This is a genomic window from Vibrio nigripulchritudo ATCC 27043 (genome assembly GCF_000222685.1).
GTDB lineage: Bacteria > Pseudomonadota > Gammaproteobacteria > Enterobacterales > Vibrionaceae > Vibrio > Vibrio nigripulchritudo.
The window spans coordinates 1-22,611 of sequence record NZ_AFWJ01000308.1 but is presented as its reverse complement, the minus strand read 5'-3'; the positions used below and the strand labels follow the sequence as shown (position 1 = coordinate 22,611).

The window sequence follows — 22,611 nt, the reverse complement described above, 5'->3', positions numbered from 1 at the left end:
GCAAACTGGACTCTGGCTTATCATCACGATAAACACGGTAACGCACTAAAAGGTCAGCTTTGCCAACTTGTCGATGCGGTAGAAGCGGGGCAAGAAGTCAGAGTCCTTCAAGATAGCGGTTCATCCAAAGCTCTGACGACAGCTGAATACGTCTATACGAAAGGTGGAAAAGTATTTGCGGAACTGACTTCGAACATCAGTGTGACTTTCCAAGGGGATAAACTTCTTCACCAACAAAATGCCTATCACTGGTTTGCGACTGTTGATACGTCTGGCTATCGTCATATGGCTAGATGGAATGTTGGTGAGCACGTCAATCGTGGATACAACTCAGATCAGGTCGAGATTAAGTGGTTTGTGAATACGGATAAACCACTGGGTATTTTTAACTCGACCTGTAATGGTGACGGGGACAATGACCCAAGTACTCCTGACCTGACAAAAGTACCGGAATGGTCGAAAACTCAAGAATACAAAGGTGGTGAGGTCGTAAAATTCGCTAATAAATACTACTACGCAAGGCACTGGACTCGTGGTCAGGAGCCAGTAGACAGCGCTAGCGGTCCTTGGACCGAACTGAAGTTTTAATCAGCCACACCTAAACTGGGGATGCCATTTCCCCAGTTTTGTTTCATACATAACCTGTATTCGTTTAGCTGAGAGGCGAACACATAACGCTGTATTCAGGCTCACATTCTATGTCCATTTTGAACCAGCCGAGAGAAAGGTATAGCTCAGGAACGTTGGTGTAGGCATACAGGAAAGGCAGATGATATGCGGTTGTACTTTCTACCGCGTATTGCAGGAGGTGACTTGCAATCCCACGTCCTCGATATTCAGGTAAAACACTAAGCGCATTAACCCAAATGGCATCATGCTCACTGTTGGGAGCTTGGTGGCGAGTAAATGACAACCCTCCTGCAAGTTTCTCACCAATCAGCGCCGCAAATACTGGCGGCAAATCACTGGAAAATGCGTCTGATCTTAAAAAGGTGAAATCCGCCCAGGATTGCTGAAACAGCGCCTCTAACGGCTCGACAAATGGTGAGTCTTTCTCACACTTAATGACTGTTAACTTCTGCATCGATTTCCCACGCTTCAACGTTTATGGAAGGCCATCGAGCCTTAAAGCTTTTAGTCATTTTGTTGTAGCTGCTTTCTGTCATCGCGATTTTATTTGGCTTCACTTTTCTTTCAAAAGCATCCTCCAGACCATAAGGCGCATAGATACCTATTTGTCCTTGCTTATCCAAATGGAAACCGATAGCAAACGCTGACAGCCAGGAATCGATCCCCTGCTCTACTCGATCATATGCTGGTATTGAACAGCCAAACTTTTTCGGGTACCAAGAGTGAATCGTGGCTTGGTTTTTCACATCTATTTTAATGGAATGGTTCAATCGCTGGTTTAACTCGGCTTCATACCACTCTTCAGAGTCAGTGGCTTGAGAATCAAAATAGACAATGTCGAAATCTTTAACCCGATCAAGTAGAGATCGTCCCTCTAAGTGGTTCCATATCACCTGCGTAATAGCGCCACCAGCAATATAGTAATTTGTTATTCCTAGCGACGAACACTCTTTCGCTGTTTCTACTAGCTCAGGTACGGATTTTATTAAAGTAATCAACTTAAGCTTCATCTATAAGCTCTCTAGAATCGGAGGTGTGCCCAGTCAGAATATACCTCCACTGCCACTCAAAATACGCCAAGGCAGCAACAAAAACTGCCTCACTCGCAACAAACAATAACCCGATAATACTGGCTGAAGGCATTTGGTTAAAGATGATGATTAGACACGCAAAAACCCATATCGCATTGCCAGTCACCAAGATGCGGATAGCGTTTAGGTGCTTTTGTTCACGGGTGGCGAGAGTAAGGGAATATGCGGCATAAGTGAGATTTGCTATGCCAAGAAATAAGACCAAATCAGAAGGCATTTGATACAGTTTGACTAGAAAGTCTTGAAGCAAAACAACGGCGGTTCCCACCACTAATGCTGCACCGCCATCTAGCCAAAGAATGTGTTTTCTGACTGAAGAAAAATCCATTTTCAAGTTACTCACCTATTCTGTCGACTTTTTGAATCCATCGCGTGCTTTTTGAAATAGATAACCATACCCACAAAGATCAACCAAGGTAAGGCTATTGCGCTAACGTATGCAGCCAAGTCTTGCTGTAAGTAGAAAAATGCTTGCGCTGCCAGACTCGCGATCAATGCAAAGCAAAAGGAAAACAGCATCCTAAATACGGTGTCATTATGACGTTTATTAAGACTTAGGGCTCGCTCAGCACTCATCCAAAAAACGAAACCAAAAGCTGCCATCCCACCAACACAAAGTTGTACGATTCCAATAATAATGGTTAACCACAATGGCATTAGCTGCTTAACTCCCTTTTGTCTTCGTTTTTTTGATTGTCAGCGAGATATTCATTGAGCTACTTATCCTTACTAACAGTAAGCGTGAAAACACCTTGTTGATTTTCAAAACCCAAGCGCTTAAATAGTGCTTGAGACCTGACGTTACAGGGATCAATATCAGCAGTTATCGTTTTGATGTCTTGCGACTTGGCATATTCAAGTAACAGCGTGAGAACATGATACATATAACCCTGCCCCCAGAACCTTAGATTGAGAAGGCAGCCAATCTCACACAGCTGACGGCAATCGCTAAAACTGTGCAACCCGCATGTGCCTATGACCTTTCCTGTTTGGTTATCTACAACAGCCCATTCATAAGACTCTTTAGCGTCTTCTAGCTTGGTGACACTGTTTAACATTTGCTCCATCATATCGATTGAAGTAAAAACAGGATCAGAGGCATATTTCATGACTTGTTGGTTTCCATACACCTCAAACAGATCATGCGTATCCTTGTGTATAACCGAGCGAAGCGTCACTTTACTTCCATACAAACTTGGCTTCGCATTTTCCTTTACATTGATTCCTTTCAAAACTCACTCTAATTGGTTCAAAAATTGTGACACTTTGTCGATGTAGACTTCCGATTGGTCATGATGAACATACGTCAGAGATCCTGTCACTGAAGTAAATTTAGCGTTGGAGAAGATAGATAATAGCCTTCGCCCCAGAGATTCAGGGAACAATGTTTCATCGTCCGTTGCCCAGACTATAGATACGGGTCTGTCAAAACCTCTAAGCGCATTTGCGGCAGCCAGAGTATAGTCTGTTGACCACCCATTTACGACCTTTTTAAAATCATTACGTATCATTTTATTGTTAATAAAATTATAGACATACTGATGATACACCTCTTCTTTCATCAAACTATTCGACAGCAGCCCGAGCACCAGATTAGAAGTAAGTAAGGGCTTAATTCGGAACAACTGAGCCATTAAAGATAAATAACCCGGAACGTGAACAAGTTTAGGTAATGTCGAAAACTGTTCTGGTGGAAACACGTCAAACGCATCACAGTTATTTAAGATCATTGCCGAGACTCGTTCAGGGTACTTTGCGGTAAATATCTGACCGTAGGCACCACCGGTATCATTTCCGACGAGGACGACCGAATCGAGATTTAGCGCATCGAGAAACTGGGTCAATATCTGGCATATACCGTCAGGAGATAAATCCGCCGATTGGTCCAATGAGATGGCATGCCCGCCTAAGGGTAAATCCGGCGCGATACAGCGATATGTTTTGGAAAGCTCTGGCAGCACCTTTCGCCAGTTATTGCTATTTGCTAAAGCGCCATGCAAAAACAGCAACACTTTTCCCTGACCAACATCTTTGTATCTGATCGTCCCACACTCTAATACCGCCTCTTTAAAATACTCCTCTTGCTTTGCAGCTCTGGAGGTCGCTGTTTCTTCTCCCTGAACTTTATGCAATGACTTGGTTTCTTCCATATGTGCTCTCCTGACCATTGTGCGACGTCTTCACATTAATCAGGAAACCCTTTGAATACTTGTAAGAACTGGCTATCTTAAAAATCAGTAAGATGGTGCGATCTTCAGGTGTAAAGGAGTCTAGTTTGCAGGCGAATCGATTTTATTTAGGCGATCATTACTCGGTATTCACTGGATTCCTCAGTGACATCCCTCTCCACAAACATACCACTGGTGCGGTATGCATTTCTTTAGGCGTATCAATGAAGATCGGTGAACAAAACCAAAGTGAACCAGTGGAAACCAAAAGTGTGTTTGTTCCGCAAAACCATATGGCGTCTTTTCAGTTTTCATCTCAGCCTGTGCTGATCTTTTGCTTTGAGGTAGAAAGTCACTTTTATGACCAGTTTCAAGCTCACAATCAATACTCCCTAGACAGAATTTCAGCCCATCTTGATAGCGAATCCGAATTGATTCAGTTTACCAAGCAACTGACATCTGAAGACAATTACCGAAGGGAAAACACAACTCCTTTATGCCAGATTCTTGCTTCGGTCACACCCGTTCAGAATGCTCCCCAAGTCGTCGATCCTCGGTTAATCCGGGTAGTTAGAGAAATTGATAACAACCTTGAAGACAATCAAGAACTGGATCAGCTCGCGGAGCTTGTACACCTTTCTCCCGGAAGATTGGGGCACATTTTCAGAGAGCACACTGGCATGCCAATAAGACGATATCGGATCTGGCGGCGTTTACGGAAAGTGATAGAGTTTTACGTTGCAGGAAAATCAATGACAGAAGCGGCTATTGAAGCCGGGTTTAGTGACTCATCCCATTTCAGTTCAAGCTGTAAAAAGCTGCTTGGTCTCTCTCCCTCCCAGCTTCTGCATTCAGAAAATAAAATCGAACTGTATACAGGCTAATAATGCCAATCGTAATAAGTAGTTGGTATAAAAGAAAAGCCAGCAATCATGCTGGCTTAATATCATAAATAGACTGTTCATCAATCGGACTCTAGCAGAGCTTTCAAATGCTCTGGCAGTTGGTCTTTCAGTTCTGGTTGTTCCTCCAATAACAGCAATAATGCTTCTCGCGCTTCATCTGTCTCACCATCTGTAAGCAGCATTTCAATTTTCAAGAACGGAGACGTTTCAGTGTGCGATTCCAAAGCTTCCGCCATCATACGCTGCGAAGATTCTGGCTTCTTAGGCAATGACTTCAGAAAAGATTGCGGTTGTTCGGGAACATCTGCTGCAGGAGCGGCTTCCGGTGTAAGGTCATATCTCTCTTCTATCATAAGAGAATCATCCATCATGGACTCGACTTCCAATGATTCGTGGACGGTATCATCCACCCATTTCCACGGGGCTAACAAAGTCACAAACACAACACTTGCCACTACCGCCAATACGGGCTTCCAGTTCCACGTAGATTTCACCACCTGATCACGATTCGATGATTTATTGGCGTAATTTAAGATAGCATCGTCGATTTCGGGAGAAGGCTGCTCGTTCGCACTTTGTTTGTAGAGCGCTTCTATTTCTTCATCTTTAATTGGTGATGTCATAGATTGCTCCCCAGTTTGCGAGTCAGACAGTCTCTCAGCTGATTCATGGCATAACGTAGACGCGTTTTTACCGCTTCAGTTTTGGCGTCCACAATTTCACAGATCTGACTTGCCGAAAAGCCCGCTTCATTTTTGAGTAGGAAAGCTTCGCGCTGTAGGGGCGCCAACTGTTCCATGCAGTGCTTCAAAGCGGACTGTTTTCGTTGAGTCAGAGTATTTTCATCCAGATGAATGGTGTCATCCTGCTCGACTTGATTAAGATAGGCATCTTCAGAAAGCTTCTTTCTGTGTTCATCAATAACCATATTGTGAGCAATTCGATAGAGCCAGGTAGTAAATTTGGCTGTCACTTCATAGCTATCCCGGGTGTCAATCACACGGAACCAGACATCCTGAAACAGCTCTTCAGCCCTTGCTTTATGCTGCGCACCCAATTGTCGAACGAAATAGCGATACAACGACCCTTTGTGCCGTTGATAAAGTTCAGCAAAGGCGGGATGTTCGCCTTTGCTGAATCTGAGCATCAGTTGCTCGTCTGTAAGTTGATCCATTCAGAATTTGCCACTAACAAGATTCGAATTAATACAGAATCTTAGCCCAGTTTTACACCCAAGTAACCTTAAGATACTGGATTGAACAAAAGTTAAAGCGCCTCGGCAATTTCAACAAGGCGGACAAACTCACCTCGGTAGTTAAATGGGTCGGCACCTTTGTTGGCACTCGCAACCTTCACAATGTCTTCGTAGCCGTAGCTGGATAAGTAGTTGTTGTCTTTCAACTTCTGAGCAAACGCAGCTACGGCAGAAGCAAACTGAAAATCCGAACTCGCCTGAGAAAACTCCGCTTTGACATCCTTCATCAGCACCGTATCTTTCACCAGAATACTTTCGCTTTTGCTGGGTAATTTGTAGCGAACTTTCACCTGAACCAGTTCATCTTTTAGAGAGTCACTACTTGGTTTGCTCTTATTCGACTGATAACGCAAATCATCAATCTGTCCTTTAGAACCGGTCAGCGTTAGCTCGTATAAGGCAGTAACAGTATGCCCCGCTCCAATTTCGCCAGCATCGACGGCATCGTTATTAAAGTCTTCATCTTTAAGCAAGCGATTCTGATACCCGATAAGACGATATTCTTTGACGTTAGCAGGATTAAACTCCACCTGAATTTTAACGTCATGAGCAATGCTCTGAAGCGTTCCACTCATCTGGCGTAACAGAACTTTTTTCGCTTCATGTAACGTATCAATGTACGCATGGTTTCCGTCACCCACGTTGGCAAGTTGCTCCATAAGAGCATCGTTGTAGTTGCCACGACCAAAACCCAAAGTTGTGAGAGAAACGCCGTTTTTTCTTTTCTTTGGTAATCAAGTCTTTGAGCGTGTCCATGTTAGTTTCACCCACATTGAAATCACCATCCGTCGCTAAAATGACTCGATTGATACCACCTTTAATAAAGCCTTTCTGAGCTTGCTGATAAGCCATTTTGATTCCGCTTTCACCATAGGTGCCACCACCAGCTTGTAGCAGTTTTTAGCGCATTCAAAATTTCTTGTTTGTTGTCTCCCGACGTTGGTTCTAGTACTACTGCGGATTGACCAGCATAAGTAACCAGGCTGACTTTGTCGTTCTCGCCCAGTTCTTTCGTCATCATGGAAAGGCTTTGCACTAAAAGCGGCAACTTGTTTGGCTCTCCCATTGAGCCAGAAACGTCTATCAGAAACACAAGATTGGAAGATTTTCGCTCCGATTTAGGTATGTCATACCCTTTCATGGCGATTCTTAGCAGCTTTCTTTCGACATTCCATGGTGAAGGTGCGACTTCAGACTGAACTGAAAAAGGCTGACTTTGCTTATCCGGCGTATTGTATTGATAGTCAAAGTAGTTAATGAATGCTTCTTCTCGAATGGCATCTGAAGGCGGCTTCTGCCCCATATTCAGGTAGCTACGTACATTTGCATAGCTTCCTGTGTCCACATCTATTGAGAAGGTAGAAAGAGGCGATGTCGCTACCTGTACAACGCCGTTACTTGGGGAATCAAGGTAGTTGTCGCGATTCTCTGCATTAGGGAAAGGTTCTAGCATTGGCATTGGTCGAGCGATCATCGTTTTTGCCATGCGATTGCTGGGGGCAGCAAAAGCAATCTCGCTTCCTTGCATAGACTCCAGAACAACCAAACTCATGTCTTCTACTGCTATCTCTGGTTTTGGTGACTGAATGACATCTTGTGTCTGTACATCATTTGAGACCTCTTCGACACGAGGGTTATCGACACTTTCTGTGCACGCTGTAACTAACCCTAATGCGATAGCGACGGATAAATAGCTCTTTGTTAGTTTCATTTTTTTGCCCTGCTGTTTTTGCTTGTTTCTCCTATAAACGGATGAATTGGGAAAAGGGGTGAAAAAATTGATAAAAATATTCAATTATTTTAAATTTTCTTTTATTACAATGAGTTATTAAACAATCAAATATCAAAACAATTCGTTTGACGCAGCATCGATCTCAAAAACTTCTTCACATAATAAAAATCCTATTAAAAACTCGTAAGATGAATTAAACGAGTAAACTCACCCTTTAAAAAAGGTATAAAAACTATGGATTTGGCGCAGTGGGTATCGCAGGTCGCGTTGCCAGTTTGTTTGGCTTTAATGATGTTTGCTATGGGAATTAGCCTGACAGTCAAAGACTTCACGCGAGTGATTAAGCACCCTAAGGCATTTGGATTAGGAGTTGGATTACAGCTTTTGGTCTTGCCATTGCTGGCTTGGCTATTAATCTGGCTATTCGGGATGTTTGTTTCGGTTCCGCTCATTGTCGCGAGTGGATTGATCATTCTTGCTGCCTGCCCGGGCGGCGCGACATCTAACATCATCTCACATCTAGCCGGAGGCAATGGCGCACTTTCCATTAGCATGACTGCAATCGTCAGTTTACTGACTCCGTTTATTTTGCCTGTCACCCTCGCGTTTCAATTAGCCCTTCTCAATGACAGTCAGGATACGCCACTCTCTTTACCTGTCGCTAAAACGCTGATGCAGCTGATCGTAGTCACCGTAATACCTGTTGTTATTGCAATGACACTAAGAGCCAAGTTCCCAAAATGGGCGCAGAGAAACGAAAAACGAATAAGCAAAGCCTCAACCATATTGTTTCTGTTGATGGTCTTGTCACTCACAGCGGTCAATTGGAACAAGCTCTTCGATTCTGGATGGTTGGTTGCAGCAATGTGCTTGAGCTTGAGTGTGATAGCGATGATGGTGTCTTACTGGGTTAGCAATCAAGCTAAGTTAGAAGATTCGAACCAGCTTACACTAATGATTGAAACCAGCGTGCAGAATGCAGGAATGGGGATGTTCATTGCGTTGGCACTTTTGCAATCGCCATCTCTGGCAACCGTTCCTCTTATGTATGGATTACTAATGAATATCCCTGCTATTACGTTGATCTTGTACGGGCGTATGAGAACACCTTCTATGGCGACTTCCTAGCTATATACTCAAGTACCCTTAAGATCAAAAAGAGGCGCATCAAGCGCCTCTTTGCATTTCTTTTTCTTAAAGCATAACCAACGCAAGCTTGGCTAAATTGTAGGCATCGACAAAGCCAGAATGCTGCCTTCCTTCCCACTCTATGCCTTTCTCTTCCTGCGCTGCTTTATGACCGATACGTTTGTCTTTCAGACGATTCTGAACCCGATATAAGGTTGCAAGATTGATGAATTCTTTAAAAGGTAAATCAATCTCTTTAGATTCACATTCTGCTTTCAGAATAAGATCGTCACGCCCCCAGGATGCGTAAATTTTGTTGGCTCCGCCAAAGTTTTTCACCATCGACTGAATGACATCCGCAAGCGGGCGACCCTGCTTTTCGATTTTGCGCGGAGTGATTCCCGTCAACTCACTACAGAAAAGCGAGATCTCATCTTGTTCTGGCTTAACGTAGTATTGCGCGCGTTTGACCACCTCACCCTTCTGAAGGTCTATTTCCGCCAGCCCCACTTCAATGATCTCGCCTGTTGTGCCAACACCATCAGTGTTCCAGCAGCACATTTCTAAATCAAAGCAGACAACGCGGTTGTGGTTCATTCTTAGCCTTAAGGGTTGCAAAACGTCAGGGGCGGCATTTTATACTTAAGTCGCTTTAAAATGCTAGGTTCAGAGCCAAGGATGAGAGCCTTATGCTTATAGTTCCATCAAGTAACATCAGATCATGCGACTTCAGAAACAGAAACGCAATTGCGCCCTGCTTGTTTACTGTCGTACATCAAGCCGTCGACGGCTTTCATCAGTTCTTCACCATTTTCGTCGGTTCTAGGTTTTGCTCCAACACTCAACGTAATATCAATCTGATGAGGTGAACACTCGACCGGAGACGACGCCACTTTGCGAATCAGCCGGTTTAAGTAAGCGGAAAGAATACTGGAGTTGGTATCGTAGGTAAGAATACAAAACTCATCACCTCCTACTCGGGCAAAAAATCACCTTCATTCAGTTCTTCACTGATAATACTGGCAACGTGTTGAAGGGCTTTGTCACCAGCAGCATGCCCATAGCGATCATTGATGACTTTAAATTTATCAATATCAAAACCCACTAAGCTGAAAGGTTCTTCTTTTTCCAGCATAGTTGCGAACAGAGAATTGAAAGCGCGGCGATTGTAGATTCCTGTGAGCGTATCGTGTTCAACCAGATAACGTAGCTCACGGGTTTGCTCATCCACTTTTTGCGCCAGACGATATTTCTCTTTTGAAATCATATTCACCACGAAAGCAGCCAGCAGCCCTACCACCAAACCACATAGGGCAATGCTCGCTAACGTCCATTTATCATTAGCGGTCATTGGCGCCAACAAACGAAACTTCAAAATCCACTCACGATTTTGCAGGCTAATGGTTTTGCGAATTTTTAACCCTTCGGTCTCAGACCAATCGGTACTTGAGAACAGAATCGGATCGTCTTCTGCATCAAACCCAATGTCTTTTACCTGAATAACCAATTCCTGCTCGGCTGCGGTTCTTAACATCAGATTTTCAAAATATCGGGTGGTACGTACGACGCCAACCATAACGCCTAACAGGCTGTCATCCTGATGAGAAAAAACCGGGTGATAAACCAACATTCCCGTTTTTTCCAGCCCTCTGTCTTCTCCATCCTGCAAGAGACGAATCTTATCTGAGATATTGGAATCACCCGTCTTGGTGATGTCTTCCAGAATCAGGCGAAAACGATCTCTGGACGAGTAAAAGCCTATCAATTTGGTATTGCGAAGGCTTCGAGGATAAATGTCGGAAACAATGTAGGCATCCTCACCTTCAGGGAGAATAAAACCATATTGTTTGGGCTGATCTTTCGGGATCGTGTGGAGCTGGAAATCGGGATATTGCTTTCTGACCTGAGCCATATGTTCTTCAAGATTCTCTTTCGAAACTTTCGGCATCCACTGCAAACCAATCAAGCTTGAAGAATCCTGGATCACCTCCTCCGCAAATATGGGAAATTGTCCCCAGTTTTCAGGTTCAACAGAGTGAAAGAAGTTCGCGGCAGCACCAATGAAGTCGATGTCTTTTTCGACCAAAACCTTAAGCATCTGGCTTTGGCGCTCGGCTAAATTGTCAAAAATTCGGAAGGTATGATTTTGTTGGCTTATGGCAGCAAGGTAAACGAAGAATAAAGTCACAAAGAGAATGACCCCCAACGTCAGCCAGGGCAAAGCACTCTTTTTCGGTTTTTGTTGTCTCAGTGTACTCAATGGCATAAACGCCTCGCAAGCCTGTTTCTACATTGCTCAACCCTGCGCTACTGATCGTTCGCTAAGCAACAATTATCCTATCACACACATATACAGAATGAAGTATCGAAAATAGATTAGCGCCCTGCCAGCCCATTTTGAGATGTAACAAGTTATTACATAGCGCAAAAATTCAGCTACTGCGTTTTTTTTCGGGCATTTATGCCATATTTCTTCCTGCCCGCACCCTTGAATATGTTACAGTTCGACCCAATTTTTCCGCTATATCTCTGCATTTCGGTGACAAAAGTTTCACACTGTATCTATTGCTGGAATGCCTATCGTTTATATAGAGAATTTCATTATGAACTTTGACATCAATTTAGTTCCCCAAACTTTCGACATGCTGCACACAGGCTTAGCAGCATCCAGTGTTCTTCTTCTCCTTATTGCCGTTGGTCGTAAGTCTAAAGTTATTGAGAAGGTGGTTGAAAAACCTGTCGAGAAGATCGTTGAAGTAGAAAAGCCGGTTGAGAAAATCGTCGAAGTCGAGAAAGTCGTCGAAGTCGAAAAAGTCATTGAGAAAGTCGTCGAGGTTGAATCTAAACTTGCCACTGCTTCTACAGACTCTGCTATGCAGTTACTTTCTATCATGCAGCAAGAAGCGCGCTTGATAGACTTCCTGAAAGAAGACCTGACATCGTTCTCTGATGAAGAAGTGGGCGCTGCCGCTCGTGTAATTCATACTGGCGGCCAAAAAGTGCTTAACGATTACGTGACGCTTTCTCACGTTCGTAGCGAAGACGAAGAAACACGCATCTCAGTTGAAGAAGGTTTCAACCCTCAAGAAGTTCGCCTGACCGGCAACGTAACTGGTAATGCGCCATTCAATGGCACACTGGTACACAAAGGCTGGAAAGCCGATTCCATGAACTTGCCTAAACTGGCAGAGAACTACGATGCTTCTATTATTGCTCCAGCAGAGGTAGAGCTATAATGGAACACCAATCTCAGCCAGTTAACAACGAACAACCTGCATTCAGTGTTGGCATCGACTTAGGCACCACGCACTGTGTGCTGTCTTATGTCAACACGCTAGATGAAGACGCGCGCGTTCAGGTAATGCCTATTCCTCAGCTTACCGCTCCGGGTACAGTTGAAAACCGTAACCAATTGGGTTCTTTCTTGTACCAGCCACACGAACATGAGATGAACTCATCATCTCGAGTGTTGCCTTGGTCATCTGAACCAAAAGCCTTAGTGGGTGCTATTGCACGTAATCTCGGTTCTAAAACCCCAATTCGATTAATCGGAAGCGCAAAATCCTGGTTGTGCCACGGTGGTGTAAACCGTCGTGATGCTTTCTTGCCAGCAGGCAGCCCAGAAGAAGTCGAAAAAGCGTCTCCACTTCGCGCGACAGAACTTTATCTGGAGCATTTGAAAGACGCTTGGAATCATGCCAATCCAAATCATCTCCTTGCCGATCAAGAAGTAACGATTACCGTTCCTGCTTCGTTTGACCCTGCCGCTCGTGACTTAACAGCAGAAGCGGCTCGTAACGTTGGCTTTGTTCACCTGACTTTGCTGGAAGAGCCTCAAGCGGCGCTATACAACTGGATCGACAACAGCAACGACGCGTGGCGTGATGAAGTGAACGTTGGAGATGTGGTACTGGTTGTCGATGTGGGCGGTGGTACTACTGACTTATCTTTAGTCGAAGTGACTGAAGAAGATGGCAACCTAACACTTAACCGTGTTGCCGTTGGCGAGCATATTTTACTTGGCGGTGACAACATGGATCTAGCGTTGGCTTACCGCTTAAAAATGAAACTTGCTCAGGAAGGGAAAGATCTTCAACCTTGGCAAGTTCAGGCGATGACACACGCCTGTCGTGATGCCAAAGAAGCCCTATTGAACGACTCTGAACTGCAATCAGTTCCGATTGTAGTGCCAAGCCGTGGTTCAAAGCTGCTCGGTGCGACGCTAAAAACCGAACTGACTCAAGAAGAAGTACAGCAGACTCTGGTGGATGGCTTCTTCCCGAAAGTGGCTATTACTGATCACCCAGTTCAGAAAACCCGTGGCGCACTAACCCAAATGGGTCTGCCTTACGCACAAGATGCTGGCATTACTCGTCATATTGCGGCTTTCCTTTCAAAGCAGGCAAATGCACTTAAAGAAGGTAACTCTGAGCCCGCTCAGGAATTCAACCCATTTGCGAATATGCCGGGCATGCCAGGTGGCGAACAGGCACCGTCAGCTGACTTTATCAAACCCACTGTTATCCTGTTTAACGGCGGCGTTTTAAAATCAGAATTACTGGCAGAGCGACTGGAAGAGACCATCAATGAATGGCTGATTGAAGCCGATGCGGATTACGCAAAACGTTTGACTGGCGTCGATTTGGATCTAGCCGTTGCGAGTGGTGCGTCCTACTACGGCGCGGTCCGTCGTGGGCAAGGCGTTCGAATTCGCGGCGGTATCGCTTCGAGCTACTATGTGGGTATCGAAAGTGCTATGCCAGCGATTCCGGGGATGGCGCCTCCAATGGAAGCTTTGTGTGTCGCGCCTTTTGGTATGGAAGAAGGTTCAAGCGTACAGGTTCCAAGTCAGGAGTTTGGTTTGATCATCGGTCAGCCCGTGAACTTCCAGTTCTTTGGCTCTACCGTTCGCCGTGAAGATGAAGCGGGTACACACCTTGATCACTGGGCACCAGAAGAGCTGGAAGAACTGCCTGAAATTCAGGTGACATTGCCCGTTTCAGAAGGTCGACGCGAAGGCGAAGTGGTGCCAGTTACCCTTGCTTCTCGTGTAACGGAACTAGGCACGCTCTACCTAGAAGCCATTGCTGCCGACAACGGTCAAAAATGGCATGTTGAATTCGATGTCCGTGAAGACGGCAATTCATCAGAATAAACGAATAATAATGTTAGATAGACGGCATCCAGAAGGATGCCGTTATTCACTCAGACGCCTGAGTAATCAATCAACGGAAGGTTTTGTTATATGGCATCTCCTCGTTTCCTCGTCGGGATAGATTTAGGAACGACCAATACCGTCGTCGCATTCTGTGAAATCACCGACAACCTAGAACAATCCGCAGTCAACCTATTCGATATCGACCAGCTTATTGGTCCGGGCGAAGTGGTTCGCAAACCGCTACTCCCCTCTTTTCGTTATCATCCAGCCGAAGGACAAATAGCCCTTTCCGATCTCACATTGCCATGGGAACCTCAACCTGTAGACGGTGACGTACCCAATACCATAGTGGGTGAATGGGCTCGTGAACTTGGGGCAAAAGTAGAAGGTCGACAGGTATCAAGTGCCAAGAGTTGGTTATCACACCAAGCGGTTGATCGCCGCTCGGAAATACTGCCATGGGCAGGTGCATCCGATGTTGAGAAAGTCTCGCCACTGATTGCGAGTGCCAGCTACCTGAATCACATTCGCCAGTCTTGGAATCACCGAAATCCGGGTAACAAGCTGGAAGATCAGGATGTGGTGGTCACGGTTCCTGCTTCGTTCGACGAAACCGCGCGCAAGCTGACACTCGAAGCCGCCGAATTGGCGGGTCTTCAAAAAATTGTTCTATTGGAAGAGCCACAAGCTGTCTGCTATGACTGGTACGCTCGTCATCAAAAGACAGCTTCTGACGAACTCAAACACCTCCCGTTGATCTTGGTGTGTGATGTGGGTGGCGGTACAACCGATTTGAGTTTGATTGAAGCGAAGTTTGAATCCGACGAGCTTTCACTGGATCGAATTGGCGTGGGTGAACACCTTATGCTTGGCGGTGACAATCTCGATTTGGCACTCGCACACTTAGCTGAACAGCGTTTTAATCAGACGAAAAAACTGAATGCCGCAAGCCTCACAAAGCTGATTCAGCAAACCCGAAAAGCCAAAGAGAACCTGCTTTCAGCCAATGCGCCAGAAGACGTCAAAATTACCATGCTGGGCAGTGGTTCTAAACTACTGGGCGGTACCAAAAGTGTTCAGTTGAGTAAACAAGAAGTTCATCAGATCGCCCTGGATGGCTTTTTCCCGCTTTCTGATTTTTCGCAAACGCCTGACAAAAGACGAAGTGCGGTTGTCGAATTTGGGCTTCCCTACGTCGCCGATCCTGCGGTCAGCAAACATGTGGCGGAGTTTCTAACTCAACATCAGCAAGTATCTCACGCGGCATTAAATAGTGAAGACAAAGATCAACCTGCTATTCCTGTTGGGCTATTGCTTAATGGTGGTGTTTTCAATAGTGAGTTGGTAACGGAACGCATCACGCAGCTTTTAGAAAACTGGAAAGGCTCGCCAGTCACCGTATTGGATAACCCTCACCCTGACTGGTCAGTCGCATTGGGAGCAGTGGCTTTCGGTAAAGCTCGCCGAGGGGCGCAACTTAAAATTGGCGGCGGTGCCGCACGTTCTTACTTCTTGCATCTGCAAGAGAAAAACAAAATGGGCAAGGCGCTCTGCTTGCTCGCAAAAGGCACAGAAGAAGGTCACGAGATTCGCCTAAGTGGTCGACGTTTTTCACTCACACTGGGTGAGCCCGTTCGTTTCAACTTGCTGACATCCACCCAAGACTCACTTGGCAACAACACCGCCATTCAAAACGGTGTTATGGCAGACATCGACCCAGACTTATTCAAACCATTGCCCCCTTACATCTCGACTCTCGAAGGCGATGGCGCACAGCTGCATGCTAACCAAAAAGAGCGAGTTGAAGTCCAGCTTGCCTGTCAGCTTACCGAAGTCGGCACTTTGAAAATGGAGTGCGTCAGTACGGAAGATGAAAGTAAGCGTTGGGAACTGGAATTTGAAGTTCGAAATCAGCAAGCGGAAGAACAAGAAGAAGCCAAGCTCAACCCTAGGCTGAATGAATGTAAAGAACTGATCACTCGAATATACAGCGCAAACAAGAAAAGTGCCGACTCGAAAGAGATCAAAACACTGCCTAAAGATCTGGAAAAGAAATTAGGCAAGCGCGAGGAATGGGACTTCCCTACTCTTCGCCAGCTTTTCGATGCGTTTTCACAAGGTCGGAAACGCCGAAGACGCTCGGAACAACATGAGAAAAACTGGCTGCGGTTAGCAGGTTTTACCTTAAGACCAGGCTTTGGTGATGCCACCGACTCATGGCGAGTCGAGCAAATTTGGAGCCTCTATCAGCAAGGGATTCAGTTTAAAAACCACCAAGGCTGGACAGACTGGTGGGTTTTCTGGCGTCGCGTCGCGGGTGGACTCAATCAAGAACAACAGGAAACGATCCTAGCCGACATTGCTAAATATCTGCATCCGGGCGCAATGAAAAACCCTCAGTCGGCGAAAGCCGCACAAGACATGGGTTACGAGTCCATGGTGCGCCTTTCTGCTTCTCTCGAAAACCTCGATGTAGAAGACAAAGTACTGCTATCCACTTGGTATTTGAGCAAAGCCATCAATCATACGCAGTTCGAACAGGCGCACTGGTGGGCACTGGGAAGGCTCTCTTCACGCACACCTTTGTACGGTAGTCAGCACAATGTCGTGCCTCGCGAACAGGTCGAGCAATGGCTACCTAAGTTGCTGGATTTGGACTGGCATAAAGAGCCAATGATCCCATTTGCAGTCGTCATGATGTGTCGTAAAACCGGTGACCGCTTATTTGATGTTTCCGATGATTACCGTGAACAGGTACTGGATAAACTCAAGCAAAGTAAAGTGCCTGAATCGTGGGTGTCTCTAGTGGAAGAAGTGAAAGAGTTGTCGCAAAGCGAATCGAAACGTGTGTTTGGTGACGCCTTGCCAAGTGGTTTGACTTTGGTTTCAAAATAGCCCGAATAGTTGTACTAAATTCGCCGCAGTCATCTTTTTACAAAGAATAACCTGTTACAAAGAATATCGCGTAAGAAGTGATGTTCCTTGCGGCGAATTTCAGTATTATACGCACACTGAAAATCACTCCCTAATTCGTGAGGTAATCCTTGAACCTATTTGTTAAGAATCTGACCGTCATTGATTCGTCTTACCTATGTGAAAAACGCGGTATGGTCGGAGACAGTTGGATTGTCGACGTATCACTGACTGGTGATCTAAATGAAATGAGCATGATTTTAGATTTCGGGAAAGTGAAAAAAATCATCAAGGAACTCATTGATGAACATGTCGATCACAAACTGATCGTGCCTGCATCAAACCCAAACATTGAATATTCTGAGACCCAACCGGGTTACACCAAACTGGGCTTTTTACGTGGTGAACAAACGCTTCACCTGAACTGCCCGAACAGCGCTTACTGCTTTATCGAAACATCAGAAATCGATAACCGCGCGCTGACCGCTCACATCTATCAGGTTTTGAAGCAGTATTTGCCGAACAATGTAAGCGATATCGATATCACTTTACGTCACGAAGACATCAAAGAGCATTACTATCACTATACTCACGGATTGAAAAAGCACGATGGTAACTGCCAGCGAATTGCACACGGGCACCGCTCTACTCTTGAAATCTACGTGAATGATGAAAGAGACTCCAAGAGAGAGGAAGACTTCTGTGAACGCTGGAAAGACATTTATCTGGGCTCGCAAGAAGATAAGGTAAGCATCGCATCTTTGGATTTCATTGCTCAAGAAGATCTAGTAAGTGATGATTCCCACTACGCGTTTATGTACTCCACCAGCCAGGGCGACTATGAATTGATCATTTCGAAGGAAGTGACGGAAATCATCGATACCGATACCACGGTTGAGTTGCTGGCTCAATTTATACAGAAAGAAGTGAAGAAGACGCTTAACTCAGAAGACTCACTAAGCGTTGTAGCTTATGAAGGTGTAGGGAAAGGCGCTAAAGTTTTTTAGAAGCCGTGACCCTAGTATTTCACTTCAAAGCCTTTTGAAACGACAAAGCCAGCGCATTAGACGCTGGCTTTTTAATGATATTAGTTCTGATGAATTTGCTCAGATTTAGTTATTCAGGTTTGATCTTAACTGCTGTACCAAATACCAGAATTTCTGATGACCCATCCATAATGGAACTGGTGGTGAATCGAATGCCTACTATCGCATCGGCGTTGAGATCTCGAGCTTGCTGGACTAATCGTTCAATCGCCGTATCTCGGGATTCCGATAGCATTTCAGTGTAACCTTTCAGCTCTCCACCAACGATGCCTTTCAAGCCAGCCATAATATCTCGACCAATGTGTTTAGACTGAACAACGTTCCCCGTCACAACACCGACCACTTCCTGAATCTCTTTACCCGGTATGGTTTCTGTCGTAGTAAAAATCATAGGTTACTCTCCTTCTCTGAATCTGCCTCATCCGAGACAGTAAAAATGTTGTTCTAAAAGATAGAAAAGAAACGGTAACTACTCTTTCACGAATTTATCATTATTTATTTCAATAAGATAGTAGAAACCAAAACCCCAACAGTTTAATCAACAGCTCACGCTTGTTATAACATCACAAAAATAACAGGTTACACAATAGCATCAGAAAAATGTAAAGAATCTGACACGCTAGCTTTTCAAACTGAACCTCAGTTCCAGAAACATCCGCAATTAAAACACATAAGGATGAACTGGCGATGAAGACACTAAGAAGGAAAGCAAAGTGAGCAAGTTTACCCAACATCACGATCAACGCACTCTGGATAAAGAACCGGAATTCAATAATTTCATAGAAGCCGCCCTCTCACGCCGTCGATTTTTAAAGGCGACAGGAGCCGCTGGTACGGTGGGATTCTTTGCCGCTACACCACTGAGCCAGGCAGTAGCTAAAGCCGCATCTGCTCCCTCTGACAAAATGGGCTTCAATGCGATTACCATTTCAACCGCAGACACCATCGAAGTGCCTCAGGGCTATCAGGCGGATGTACTGGTTTCCTGGGGAGACCCTATCTTCAAGAATGCACCAGCGTTCAGCCAGAAAGCCGATTCAAAAGCTCAGGAAATGCAGTTTGGCGATAACAACGACGGCATGACGTTTTTCCCGCTATCAGACACACGCGCCGTGCTTGCTGTAAACAACGAGTACACTAACAACGAATACCTTTATGAGCATCAGGGCAAAAACATTTCTGCTGATGACGCGCGCAAAGCGCAAGCGGCTCATGGAGTTTCGATTGTCGAACTGGTCAAAAAAGACGGTAAATGGCAGATCAATATTGAAGGTCGACTAAACCGTAGGATTACCGCTTTTACTGAAATGGAGATGACCGGTCCTGCCGCAGGACATGATCTTCTAAAAACCGCTGCCGATAAATCGGGTAAGAAGATTCTCGGAACATTTAACAACTGTGCGAACGGGCAAACACCATGGGGCACCTACCTGACTTGTGAAGAGAACTTTAATGGTTACTTTGCATCAAGTGTAGAGACCAAGCTGGGCAGTACCTACAAGCGTTATGGCTTGAAAGACAAAGACTGGGGATACGACTGGTTTAAACATGACGAGCGTTTCGATCTGGGTAAGCACCCGAATGAACCGCACCGCTTTGGCTGGGTAGTAGAAATCGATCCAATGAACCCTAATTCCACACCGAAAAAACGCAGCGCATTAGGTCGCTTTAAGCATGAAAACGCAGCATTGACCGTGAATGACGATGGTCACGTAGTGGTCTACTTAGGTGACGATGAACGTGGCGAGCACCTGTACAAATTTGTCTCTAAAAACAAATACAAACCGGGTGCGGACTCTAACCGAGATCTGCTAGAAGAAGGTACTTTGTACGTTGCCAAGTTTGACGGTAAAGAAGGCGAACTGGGTGGAAAGGGTCAATGGCTTGAGTTGACCTGGGGCAAAAATGGTCTGACACCAGAGAACGGCTTTCCCGATGCCGCATCTGTGATGATCTTCGCTCGAATGGCGGCAACTCAAGTGGGTGGCACCACCATGGACCGCCCTGAGTGGGTCGCGGTTCACGCTGATCAGAAATCCGTTTTCTGCACATTAACAAACAACAAATACCGTGGTGTTCGCGAAAACCAGCCCGTCAACGTAGCAAACCCTCGCGTCAAAAACCCATACGGTCATATCGTTCGCTGGCGTCCGACAAATGGGGATCACACCGCAAATACCTTCGACTGGGACATTTATGTTCTGGCGGGCAACCCTGAAGTGCATGAGTCTGGATTGATGGCAGGATCAGACAACATCAACAAGGACAATATGTTTAACAGCCCAGATGGCATAGGCTTTGACTTAGCAGGCAGGCTTTGGATTCAGACCGATGGCAAATACTCCAATAAAGGAGACTTTGCAGGGATGGGCAACAACCAGATGTTGTGTGGCGACACAGAGACTGGGGAAATTCGCCGTTTCCTAACCGGTCCGATTGCCTGTGAGATAACAGGGCTTACCTTTACGCCAGACTACAAAACCATGTTTGTTGGCGTTCAGCACCCTGGTGAAGATCTTGCTCCTTCTCACTTCCCAGATGGCGGAGACAGTATTCCGCGCTCATCGGTTATTGCTATTACCCGAAAAGATGGCGGTGTGATTGGGGCTTAATCCCGCCCACCTAGCAGTAAAGCCCTGCATAGCAGGGCTTTGTTTTTTATATCCTCAAGCCGTGGCTTGTTCAGCAACGTATTGTTTGTTTCCCTTCCATACTGCAATAAAGAAGATAAACATCATAATGTTATACCAGCCTCCCCCAATAATAATTGAGAACGGCTGCACCATAACATCCATCAGAACGGAGCCAAGAAGCATCATTGGAAGTGGAGAGAAAAATACGACTTTCCGAGAAAGTAAGGTTTGCCTGCGCAGAACCATATAGCTAAACAACAAGGACGCTAAAGCAAACATCCCAAATATAACAAACAGGTAAATAACACTGATGTCCCAACTACGAAGAAGTGCTTCCTCGCTCAGCTTTCCAACGACCCCAATATGAGTGAACTGGCTGTGGTAAGCCCCACCAATAACAATAGCTAACCCAAAAATCGCGAATACAGCATTACGCATTTTGCCTGCATCCAATTTAAGGAAGACACCAATAAACCCAAATAGATACAAGAAAGCAGCGACCGGACCGACGAAGCCACCCCAGAATAACCGCACATCACTGACTTCCGTCATGACGAGGAGAATCGCTACAGGAGAATCTGCAAGGGGCTCGGCTGTAAAATACAGAAGCATATCACCAACATACATGAGAACAGCCCCCACCATTCCTAGCAGAAGATACGTTGATCCTTTCATTTTTTCCCTTTTAATAGCAGAGTAGTTCGCCAATTTAATGATAATGATTCTCATCTGTAAATAAGTTTTACAATCGGCTAACTGGTATAAACCTCTTTGATTTATAAGGATTAATGTATGCCTCGCGAGAAGTTTCAAAGCATTTACCAACGCGCTGCTGAACGCAAAGGAGGAGAAGGTAATCTGGAAAGTCTGATTTCCAGGCCACTGGATAAAAAAGAAGTAGCAAAAATCCCAAATGATCGGTTTCTTGCTGAGTTTACTCAAAAGGTCTTTCAGAGCGGGATTTCGTGGGAAGTGGTTAGAAAAAAATGGCCGCATTTTGAGGAGATCTTTTTCCAGTTTCGAATCGAACCACTATTAATGCTTTCAGATGAGGTTTGGGAAGAAAAAGCTCAGGATCCCAGAATTATTCGCCACTTAGCGAAAGTGATGACCATTCCTGCCAACGCTCAGATGATCTACGAAGCCAGCATCGAGCATGGTTCGTTTGCAAACATGTTAGCGAATTGGGAAAGTGATCGAGTCACTGAGCTATGGGAATACTTAAAGAAGCATGGCAAAAGACTGGGTGGCAACACCGGACCTTATGCACTGCGTCGCCTCGGAGTCGACACCTTTATTCTGTCTTCAGATGTGGAATCTCACCTGCGAAGTAACGGCATCATCACAGGTGGGAAGAACACCAAGTCTTCATTGAAAGCAACAAATAAAGCTTTTGCAGAATGGCAACAGGAAAGCGGTCGAAGCCTGTCTGAAATCAGCCAGATCATCGCCTACAGTTGCGGTGACAATCGCGTTAGTTAGAACGAGTTGACTAACCCGGCTGACACCAATCAAACCAAGCTCAGATTAAATTACTGAGCGTTTCAATTTGAAGCGCCTGAACATATACCAACCCAGCCACAAACCAGATGTCATCAGCACTGCGGTAATGATGGCTGGTTTTGGATCATCAAGAGAACTGATGGAACCTGAATACACTGCTATCAAACAATAAGGAATTGTGCTGATAGACCAGGCGACAATAAAGCGAGAGAACTTCATTCCTGTCATGCCCGCCAGACAAGCAGTTACCTCTGGCAGAATCGGTACAGCACGCGAAAGTAAGATCATGACAAATCCATGTTTTTGAAATGCTGATTTTGCCTCCTCTATTTGTTTCGAATCTTTGACCAGTACATTGAGTAACCGGTCGCCAAAGCGATTGCCAAGTAAGAAGCCGATTGTCCCCGCGAGCATCATGCCCAATATCGCAGCAACAGCGCCATACCATT

23 protein-coding genes and 3 pseudogenes are annotated in these 22,611 nt (G+C 45.4%); 9 read left to right on the top strand and 17 right to left on the bottom strand.

Features of this window, described 5'->3' with window-relative positions; translation table 11 throughout:
- Positions 1 to 588: pseudogene (locus RH89_RS25540) on the top strand (carbohydrate-binding protein); the annotation flags it as partial.
- Between the two features lie 64 nt (positions 589 to 652).
- On the opposite strand, the gene RH89_RS25535 reads toward RH89_RS25540, so the two are convergent.
- The 6 genes from RH89_RS25535 to RH89_RS25510 are packed head-to-tail and all read right to left on the bottom strand — an operon-like array spanning position 653 to position 3,871.
- Entirely contained in the window at positions 653 to 1,084 is a 432-nt protein-coding gene (locus tag RH89_RS25535; protein ID WP_004408304.1) for a GNAT family N-acetyltransferase, read from the bottom strand.
- Positions 1,062 to 1,640 carry a nucleotidyltransferase family protein gene (locus RH89_RS25530; protein ID WP_004408303.1) on the bottom strand — a complete coding sequence of 193 codons (579 nt, stop codon included), beginning with the start codon at positions 1,638 to 1,640 and terminating at the stop codon, positions 1,062 to 1,064. The genes RH89_RS25535 and RH89_RS25530 overlap by 23 nt, the downstream gene beginning before the upstream one ends.
- Positions 1,630 to 2,055, bottom strand: coding sequence for a hypothetical protein (locus tag RH89_RS25525; RefSeq protein ID WP_139063361.1), 426 nt, complete (start codon positions 2,053 to 2,055; stop codon positions 1,630 to 1,632). The genes RH89_RS25530 and RH89_RS25525 overlap by 11 nt, the downstream gene beginning before the upstream one ends.
- A gap of 5 nt (positions 2,056 to 2,060) precedes the next feature.
- A complete protein-coding gene (locus tag RH89_RS25520) occupies positions 2,061 to 2,378 on the bottom strand; it encodes a hypothetical protein (RefSeq protein WP_004408299.1) in 318 nt (105 codons plus the stop codon).
- A 59-nt stretch (positions 2,379 to 2,437) separates the two neighbouring features.
- On the bottom strand, positions 2,438 to 2,953 hold the full coding sequence (locus RH89_RS25515; RefSeq protein WP_004408298.1) for a GNAT family N-acetyltransferase: 516 nt from the start codon (positions 2,951 to 2,953) through the stop codon (positions 2,438 to 2,440).
- A 3-nt stretch (positions 2,954 to 2,956) separates the two neighbouring features.
- Positions 2,957 to 3,871, bottom strand: a complete 915-nt coding sequence (locus RH89_RS25510; RefSeq protein WP_004408297.1) for an alpha/beta fold hydrolase — start codon at positions 3,869 to 3,871, stop codon at positions 2,957 to 2,959.
- 125 nt (positions 3,872 to 3,996) lie between these two features.
- Here RH89_RS25510 and RH89_RS28915 point away from each other — a divergent pair, with 125 nt between their 5' ends.
- Positions 3,997 to 4,773, top strand: coding sequence for a helix-turn-helix domain-containing protein (locus RH89_RS28915; RefSeq protein WP_004408296.1), 777 nt, complete (start codon positions 3,997 to 3,999; stop codon positions 4,771 to 4,773).
- Between the two features lie 80 nt (positions 4,774 to 4,853).
- Here the strand turns inward: RH89_RS28915 and RH89_RS25500 are convergent, their stop codons facing one another.
- The 5 genes from RH89_RS25500 to RH89_RS30440 form a co-directional block, all read right to left on the bottom strand.
- The gene (locus RH89_RS25500; RefSeq protein ID WP_004408295.1) at positions 4,854 to 5,417 is read right to left on the bottom strand and encodes a hypothetical protein; all 564 of its coding nucleotides are present in this window, start codon (positions 5,415 to 5,417) and stop codon (positions 4,854 to 4,856) included.
- The gene (locus RH89_RS25495; RefSeq protein ID WP_004408294.1) at positions 5,414 to 5,968 is read right to left on the bottom strand and encodes a sigma-70 family RNA polymerase sigma factor; all 555 of its coding nucleotides are present in this window, start codon (positions 5,966 to 5,968) and stop codon (positions 5,414 to 5,416) included. Before RH89_RS25495 ends, RH89_RS25500 begins: the two co-directional genes overlap by 4 nt.
- A 92-nt stretch (positions 5,969 to 6,060) precedes the next feature.
- Positions 6,061 to 6,708 (bottom strand): YfbK domain-containing protein, encoded by a 648-nt coding sequence (locus RH89_RS30450; RefSeq protein ID WP_004408293.1) that lies wholly within the window; start codon positions 6,706 to 6,708, stop codon positions 6,061 to 6,063.
- Positions 6,683 to 6,901, bottom strand: coding sequence for a vWA domain-containing protein (locus tag RH89_RS30445; RefSeq protein ID WP_004408292.1), 219 nt, complete (start codon positions 6,899 to 6,901; stop codon positions 6,683 to 6,685). The genes RH89_RS30450 and RH89_RS30445 overlap by 26 nt, the downstream gene beginning before the upstream one ends.
- 13 nt (positions 6,902 to 6,914) lie before the next feature.
- On the bottom strand, positions 6,915 to 7,760 hold the full coding sequence (locus RH89_RS30440) for a VWA domain-containing protein (RefSeq protein ID WP_004408291.1): 846 nt from the start codon (positions 7,758 to 7,760) through the stop codon (positions 6,915 to 6,917).
- 255 nt (positions 7,761 to 8,015) lie between these two features.
- Here RH89_RS30440 and RH89_RS25485 point away from each other — a divergent pair, with 255 nt between their 5' ends.
- A complete protein-coding gene (locus RH89_RS25485; RefSeq protein ID WP_004408290.1) occupies positions 8,016 to 8,909 on the top strand; it encodes a bile acid:sodium symporter family protein in 894 nt (297 codons plus the stop codon).
- Positions 8,910 to 8,975: 66 nt separating this feature from the next.
- Here RH89_RS25485 and RH89_RS25480 read toward each other — a convergent pair whose 3' ends face one another.
- From RH89_RS25480 to RH89_RS30630, 3 genes and pseudogenes are all read right to left on the bottom strand, one after another.
- The gene (locus RH89_RS25480; RefSeq protein WP_004408289.1) at positions 8,976 to 9,506 is read right to left on the bottom strand and encodes a 3'-5' exonuclease; all 531 of its coding nucleotides are present in this window, start codon (positions 9,504 to 9,506) and stop codon (positions 8,976 to 8,978) included.
- A 122-nt stretch (positions 9,507 to 9,628) separates the two neighbouring features.
- Positions 9,629 to 10,044 (bottom strand): annotated as a pseudogene (locus tag RH89_RS30635) (GGDEF domain-containing protein).
- 390 nt (positions 10,045 to 10,434) lie between these two features.
- Positions 10,435 to 11,007 (bottom strand): annotated as a pseudogene (locus RH89_RS30630) (CHASE domain-containing protein); the annotation flags it as partial.
- A 505-nt stretch (positions 11,008 to 11,512) separates the two neighbouring features.
- Here RH89_RS30630 and RH89_RS25470 point away from each other — a divergent pair.
- The 4 genes from RH89_RS25470 to RH89_RS25455 all read left to right on the top strand — a co-directional run bounded on the left by RH89_RS25470 (position 11,513) and on the right by RH89_RS25455 (position 17,987).
- On the top strand, positions 11,513 to 12,145 hold the full coding sequence (locus RH89_RS25470) for a DUF2760 domain-containing protein (protein WP_004408283.1): 633 nt from the start codon (positions 11,513 to 11,515) through the stop codon (positions 12,143 to 12,145).
- Complete coding sequence (locus RH89_RS25465; RefSeq protein WP_004408276.1) at positions 12,145 to 14,064, top strand: Hsp70 family protein; 1,920 nt, start codon at positions 12,145 to 12,147, stop codon at positions 14,062 to 14,064. The genes RH89_RS25470 and RH89_RS25465 overlap by 1 nt, the downstream gene beginning before the upstream one ends.
- Positions 14,065 to 14,154: 90 nt before the next feature.
- A complete protein-coding gene (locus RH89_RS25460) occupies positions 14,155 to 16,962 on the top strand; it encodes an Hsp70 family protein (protein ID WP_004408275.1) in 2,808 nt (935 codons plus the stop codon).
- A 149-nt stretch (positions 16,963 to 17,111) separates the two neighbouring features.
- Positions 17,112 to 17,987 carry a 6-carboxytetrahydropterin synthase gene (locus tag RH89_RS25455; RefSeq protein ID WP_004408274.1) on the top strand — a complete coding sequence of 292 codons (876 nt, stop codon included), beginning with the start codon at positions 17,112 to 17,114 and terminating at the stop codon, positions 17,985 to 17,987.
- Positions 17,988 to 18,096: 109 nt separating this feature from the next.
- On the opposite strand, the gene RH89_RS25450 is transcribed toward RH89_RS25455, so the two are convergent.
- On the bottom strand, positions 18,097 to 18,417 hold the full coding sequence (locus RH89_RS25450) for a heavy metal-binding domain-containing protein (RefSeq protein WP_004408273.1): 321 nt from the start codon (positions 18,415 to 18,417) through the stop codon (positions 18,097 to 18,099).
- 322 nt (positions 18,418 to 18,739) lie between these two features.
- Between RH89_RS25450 and RH89_RS25445 the strand changes: the two genes are divergently transcribed.
- The gene (locus RH89_RS25445; RefSeq protein ID WP_004408271.1) at positions 18,740 to 20,638 is read left to right on the top strand and encodes a PhoX family protein; all 1,899 of its coding nucleotides are present in this window, start codon (positions 18,740 to 18,742) and stop codon (positions 20,636 to 20,638) included.
- 54 nt (positions 20,639 to 20,692) lie between these two features.
- Here the strand turns inward: RH89_RS25445 and RH89_RS25440 are convergent, their stop codons facing one another.
- Positions 20,693 to 21,334 carry a DUF6796 family protein gene (locus RH89_RS25440; protein WP_004408269.1) on the bottom strand — a complete coding sequence of 214 codons (642 nt, stop codon included), beginning with the start codon at positions 21,332 to 21,334 and terminating at the stop codon, positions 20,693 to 20,695.
- Between the two features lie 117 nt (positions 21,335 to 21,451).
- Between RH89_RS25440 and RH89_RS25435 the strand changes: the two genes are divergently transcribed.
- On the top strand, positions 21,452 to 22,141 hold the full coding sequence (locus RH89_RS25435; protein ID WP_004408268.1) for a DNA-3-methyladenine glycosylase I: 690 nt from the start codon (positions 21,452 to 21,454) through the stop codon (positions 22,139 to 22,141).
- Between the two features lie 45 nt (positions 22,142 to 22,186).
- On the opposite strand, the gene RH89_RS29375 is transcribed toward RH89_RS25435, so the two are convergent.
- On the bottom strand, positions 22,187 to 22,611 hold a 425-nt coding region (locus tag RH89_RS29375; RefSeq protein ID WP_004408267.1), incomplete at its 5' end, for a TVP38/TMEM64 family protein.

Excerpts from the sequence above, each read along its gene's own strand:
- RH89_RS25500 (WP_004408295.1), bottom strand. The coding sequence starts at position 5,417 with ATGACATCACCAATTAAAGATGAAGAAATAGAAGCGCTCTACAAACAA.
- RH89_RS30450 (WP_004408293.1), bottom strand. The coding sequence starts at position 6,708 with ATGGAGCAACTTGCCAACGTGGGTGACGGAAACCATGCGTACATTGAT.
- RH89_RS25485 (WP_004408290.1), top strand. The coding sequence starts at position 8,016 with ATGGATTTGGCGCAGTGGGTATCGCAGGTCGCGTTGCCAGTTTGTTTG.
- RH89_RS25450 (WP_004408273.1), bottom strand. The coding sequence starts at position 18,417 with ATGATTTTTACTACGACAGAAACCATACCGGGTAAAGAGATTCAGGAA.
- RH89_RS25470 (WP_004408283.1), top strand. The coding sequence starts at position 11,513 with ATGAACTTTGACATCAATTTAGTTCCCCAAACTTTCGACATGCTGCAC.
- RH89_RS25435 (WP_004408268.1), top strand. The coding sequence starts at position 21,452 with ATGCCTCGCGAGAAGTTTCAAAGCATTTACCAACGCGCTGCTGAACGC.
- RH89_RS25530 (WP_004408303.1), bottom strand. The coding sequence starts at position 1,640 with ATGAAGCTTAAGTTGATTACTTTAATAAAATCCGTACCTGAGCTAGTA.
- RH89_RS30445 (WP_004408292.1), bottom strand. The coding sequence starts at position 6,901 with ATGGCTTATCAGCAAGCTCAGAAAGGCTTTATTAAAGGTGGTATCAAT.
- RH89_RS30440 (WP_004408291.1), bottom strand. The coding sequence starts at position 7,760 with ATGAAACTAACAAAGAGCTATTTATCCGTCGCTATCGCATTAGGGTTA.
- RH89_RS25465 (WP_004408276.1), top strand. The coding sequence starts at position 12,145 with ATGGAACACCAATCTCAGCCAGTTAACAACGAACAACCTGCATTCAGT.
- RH89_RS25480 (WP_004408289.1), bottom strand. The coding sequence starts at position 9,506 with ATGAACCACAACCGCGTTGTCTGCTTTGATTTAGAAATGTGCTGCTGG.
- RH89_RS25495 (WP_004408294.1), bottom strand. The coding sequence starts at position 5,968 with ATGGATCAACTTACAGACGAGCAACTGATGCTCAGATTCAGCAAAGGC.
- RH89_RS25520 (WP_004408299.1), bottom strand. The coding sequence starts at position 2,378 with ATGCCATTGTGGTTAACCATTATTATTGGAATCGTACAACTTTGTGTT.
- RH89_RS25460 (WP_004408275.1), top strand. The coding sequence starts at position 14,155 with ATGGCATCTCCTCGTTTCCTCGTCGGGATAGATTTAGGAACGACCAAT.
- RH89_RS25440 (WP_004408269.1), bottom strand. The coding sequence starts at position 21,334 with ATGAAAGGATCAACGTATCTTCTGCTAGGAATGGTGGGGGCTGTTCTC.
- RH89_RS25535 (WP_004408304.1), bottom strand. The coding sequence starts at position 1,084 with ATGCAGAAGTTAACAGTCATTAAGTGTGAGAAAGACTCACCATTTGTC.
- RH89_RS25510 (WP_004408297.1), bottom strand. The coding sequence starts at position 3,871 with ATGGAAGAAACCAAGTCATTGCATAAAGTTCAGGGAGAAGAAACAGCG.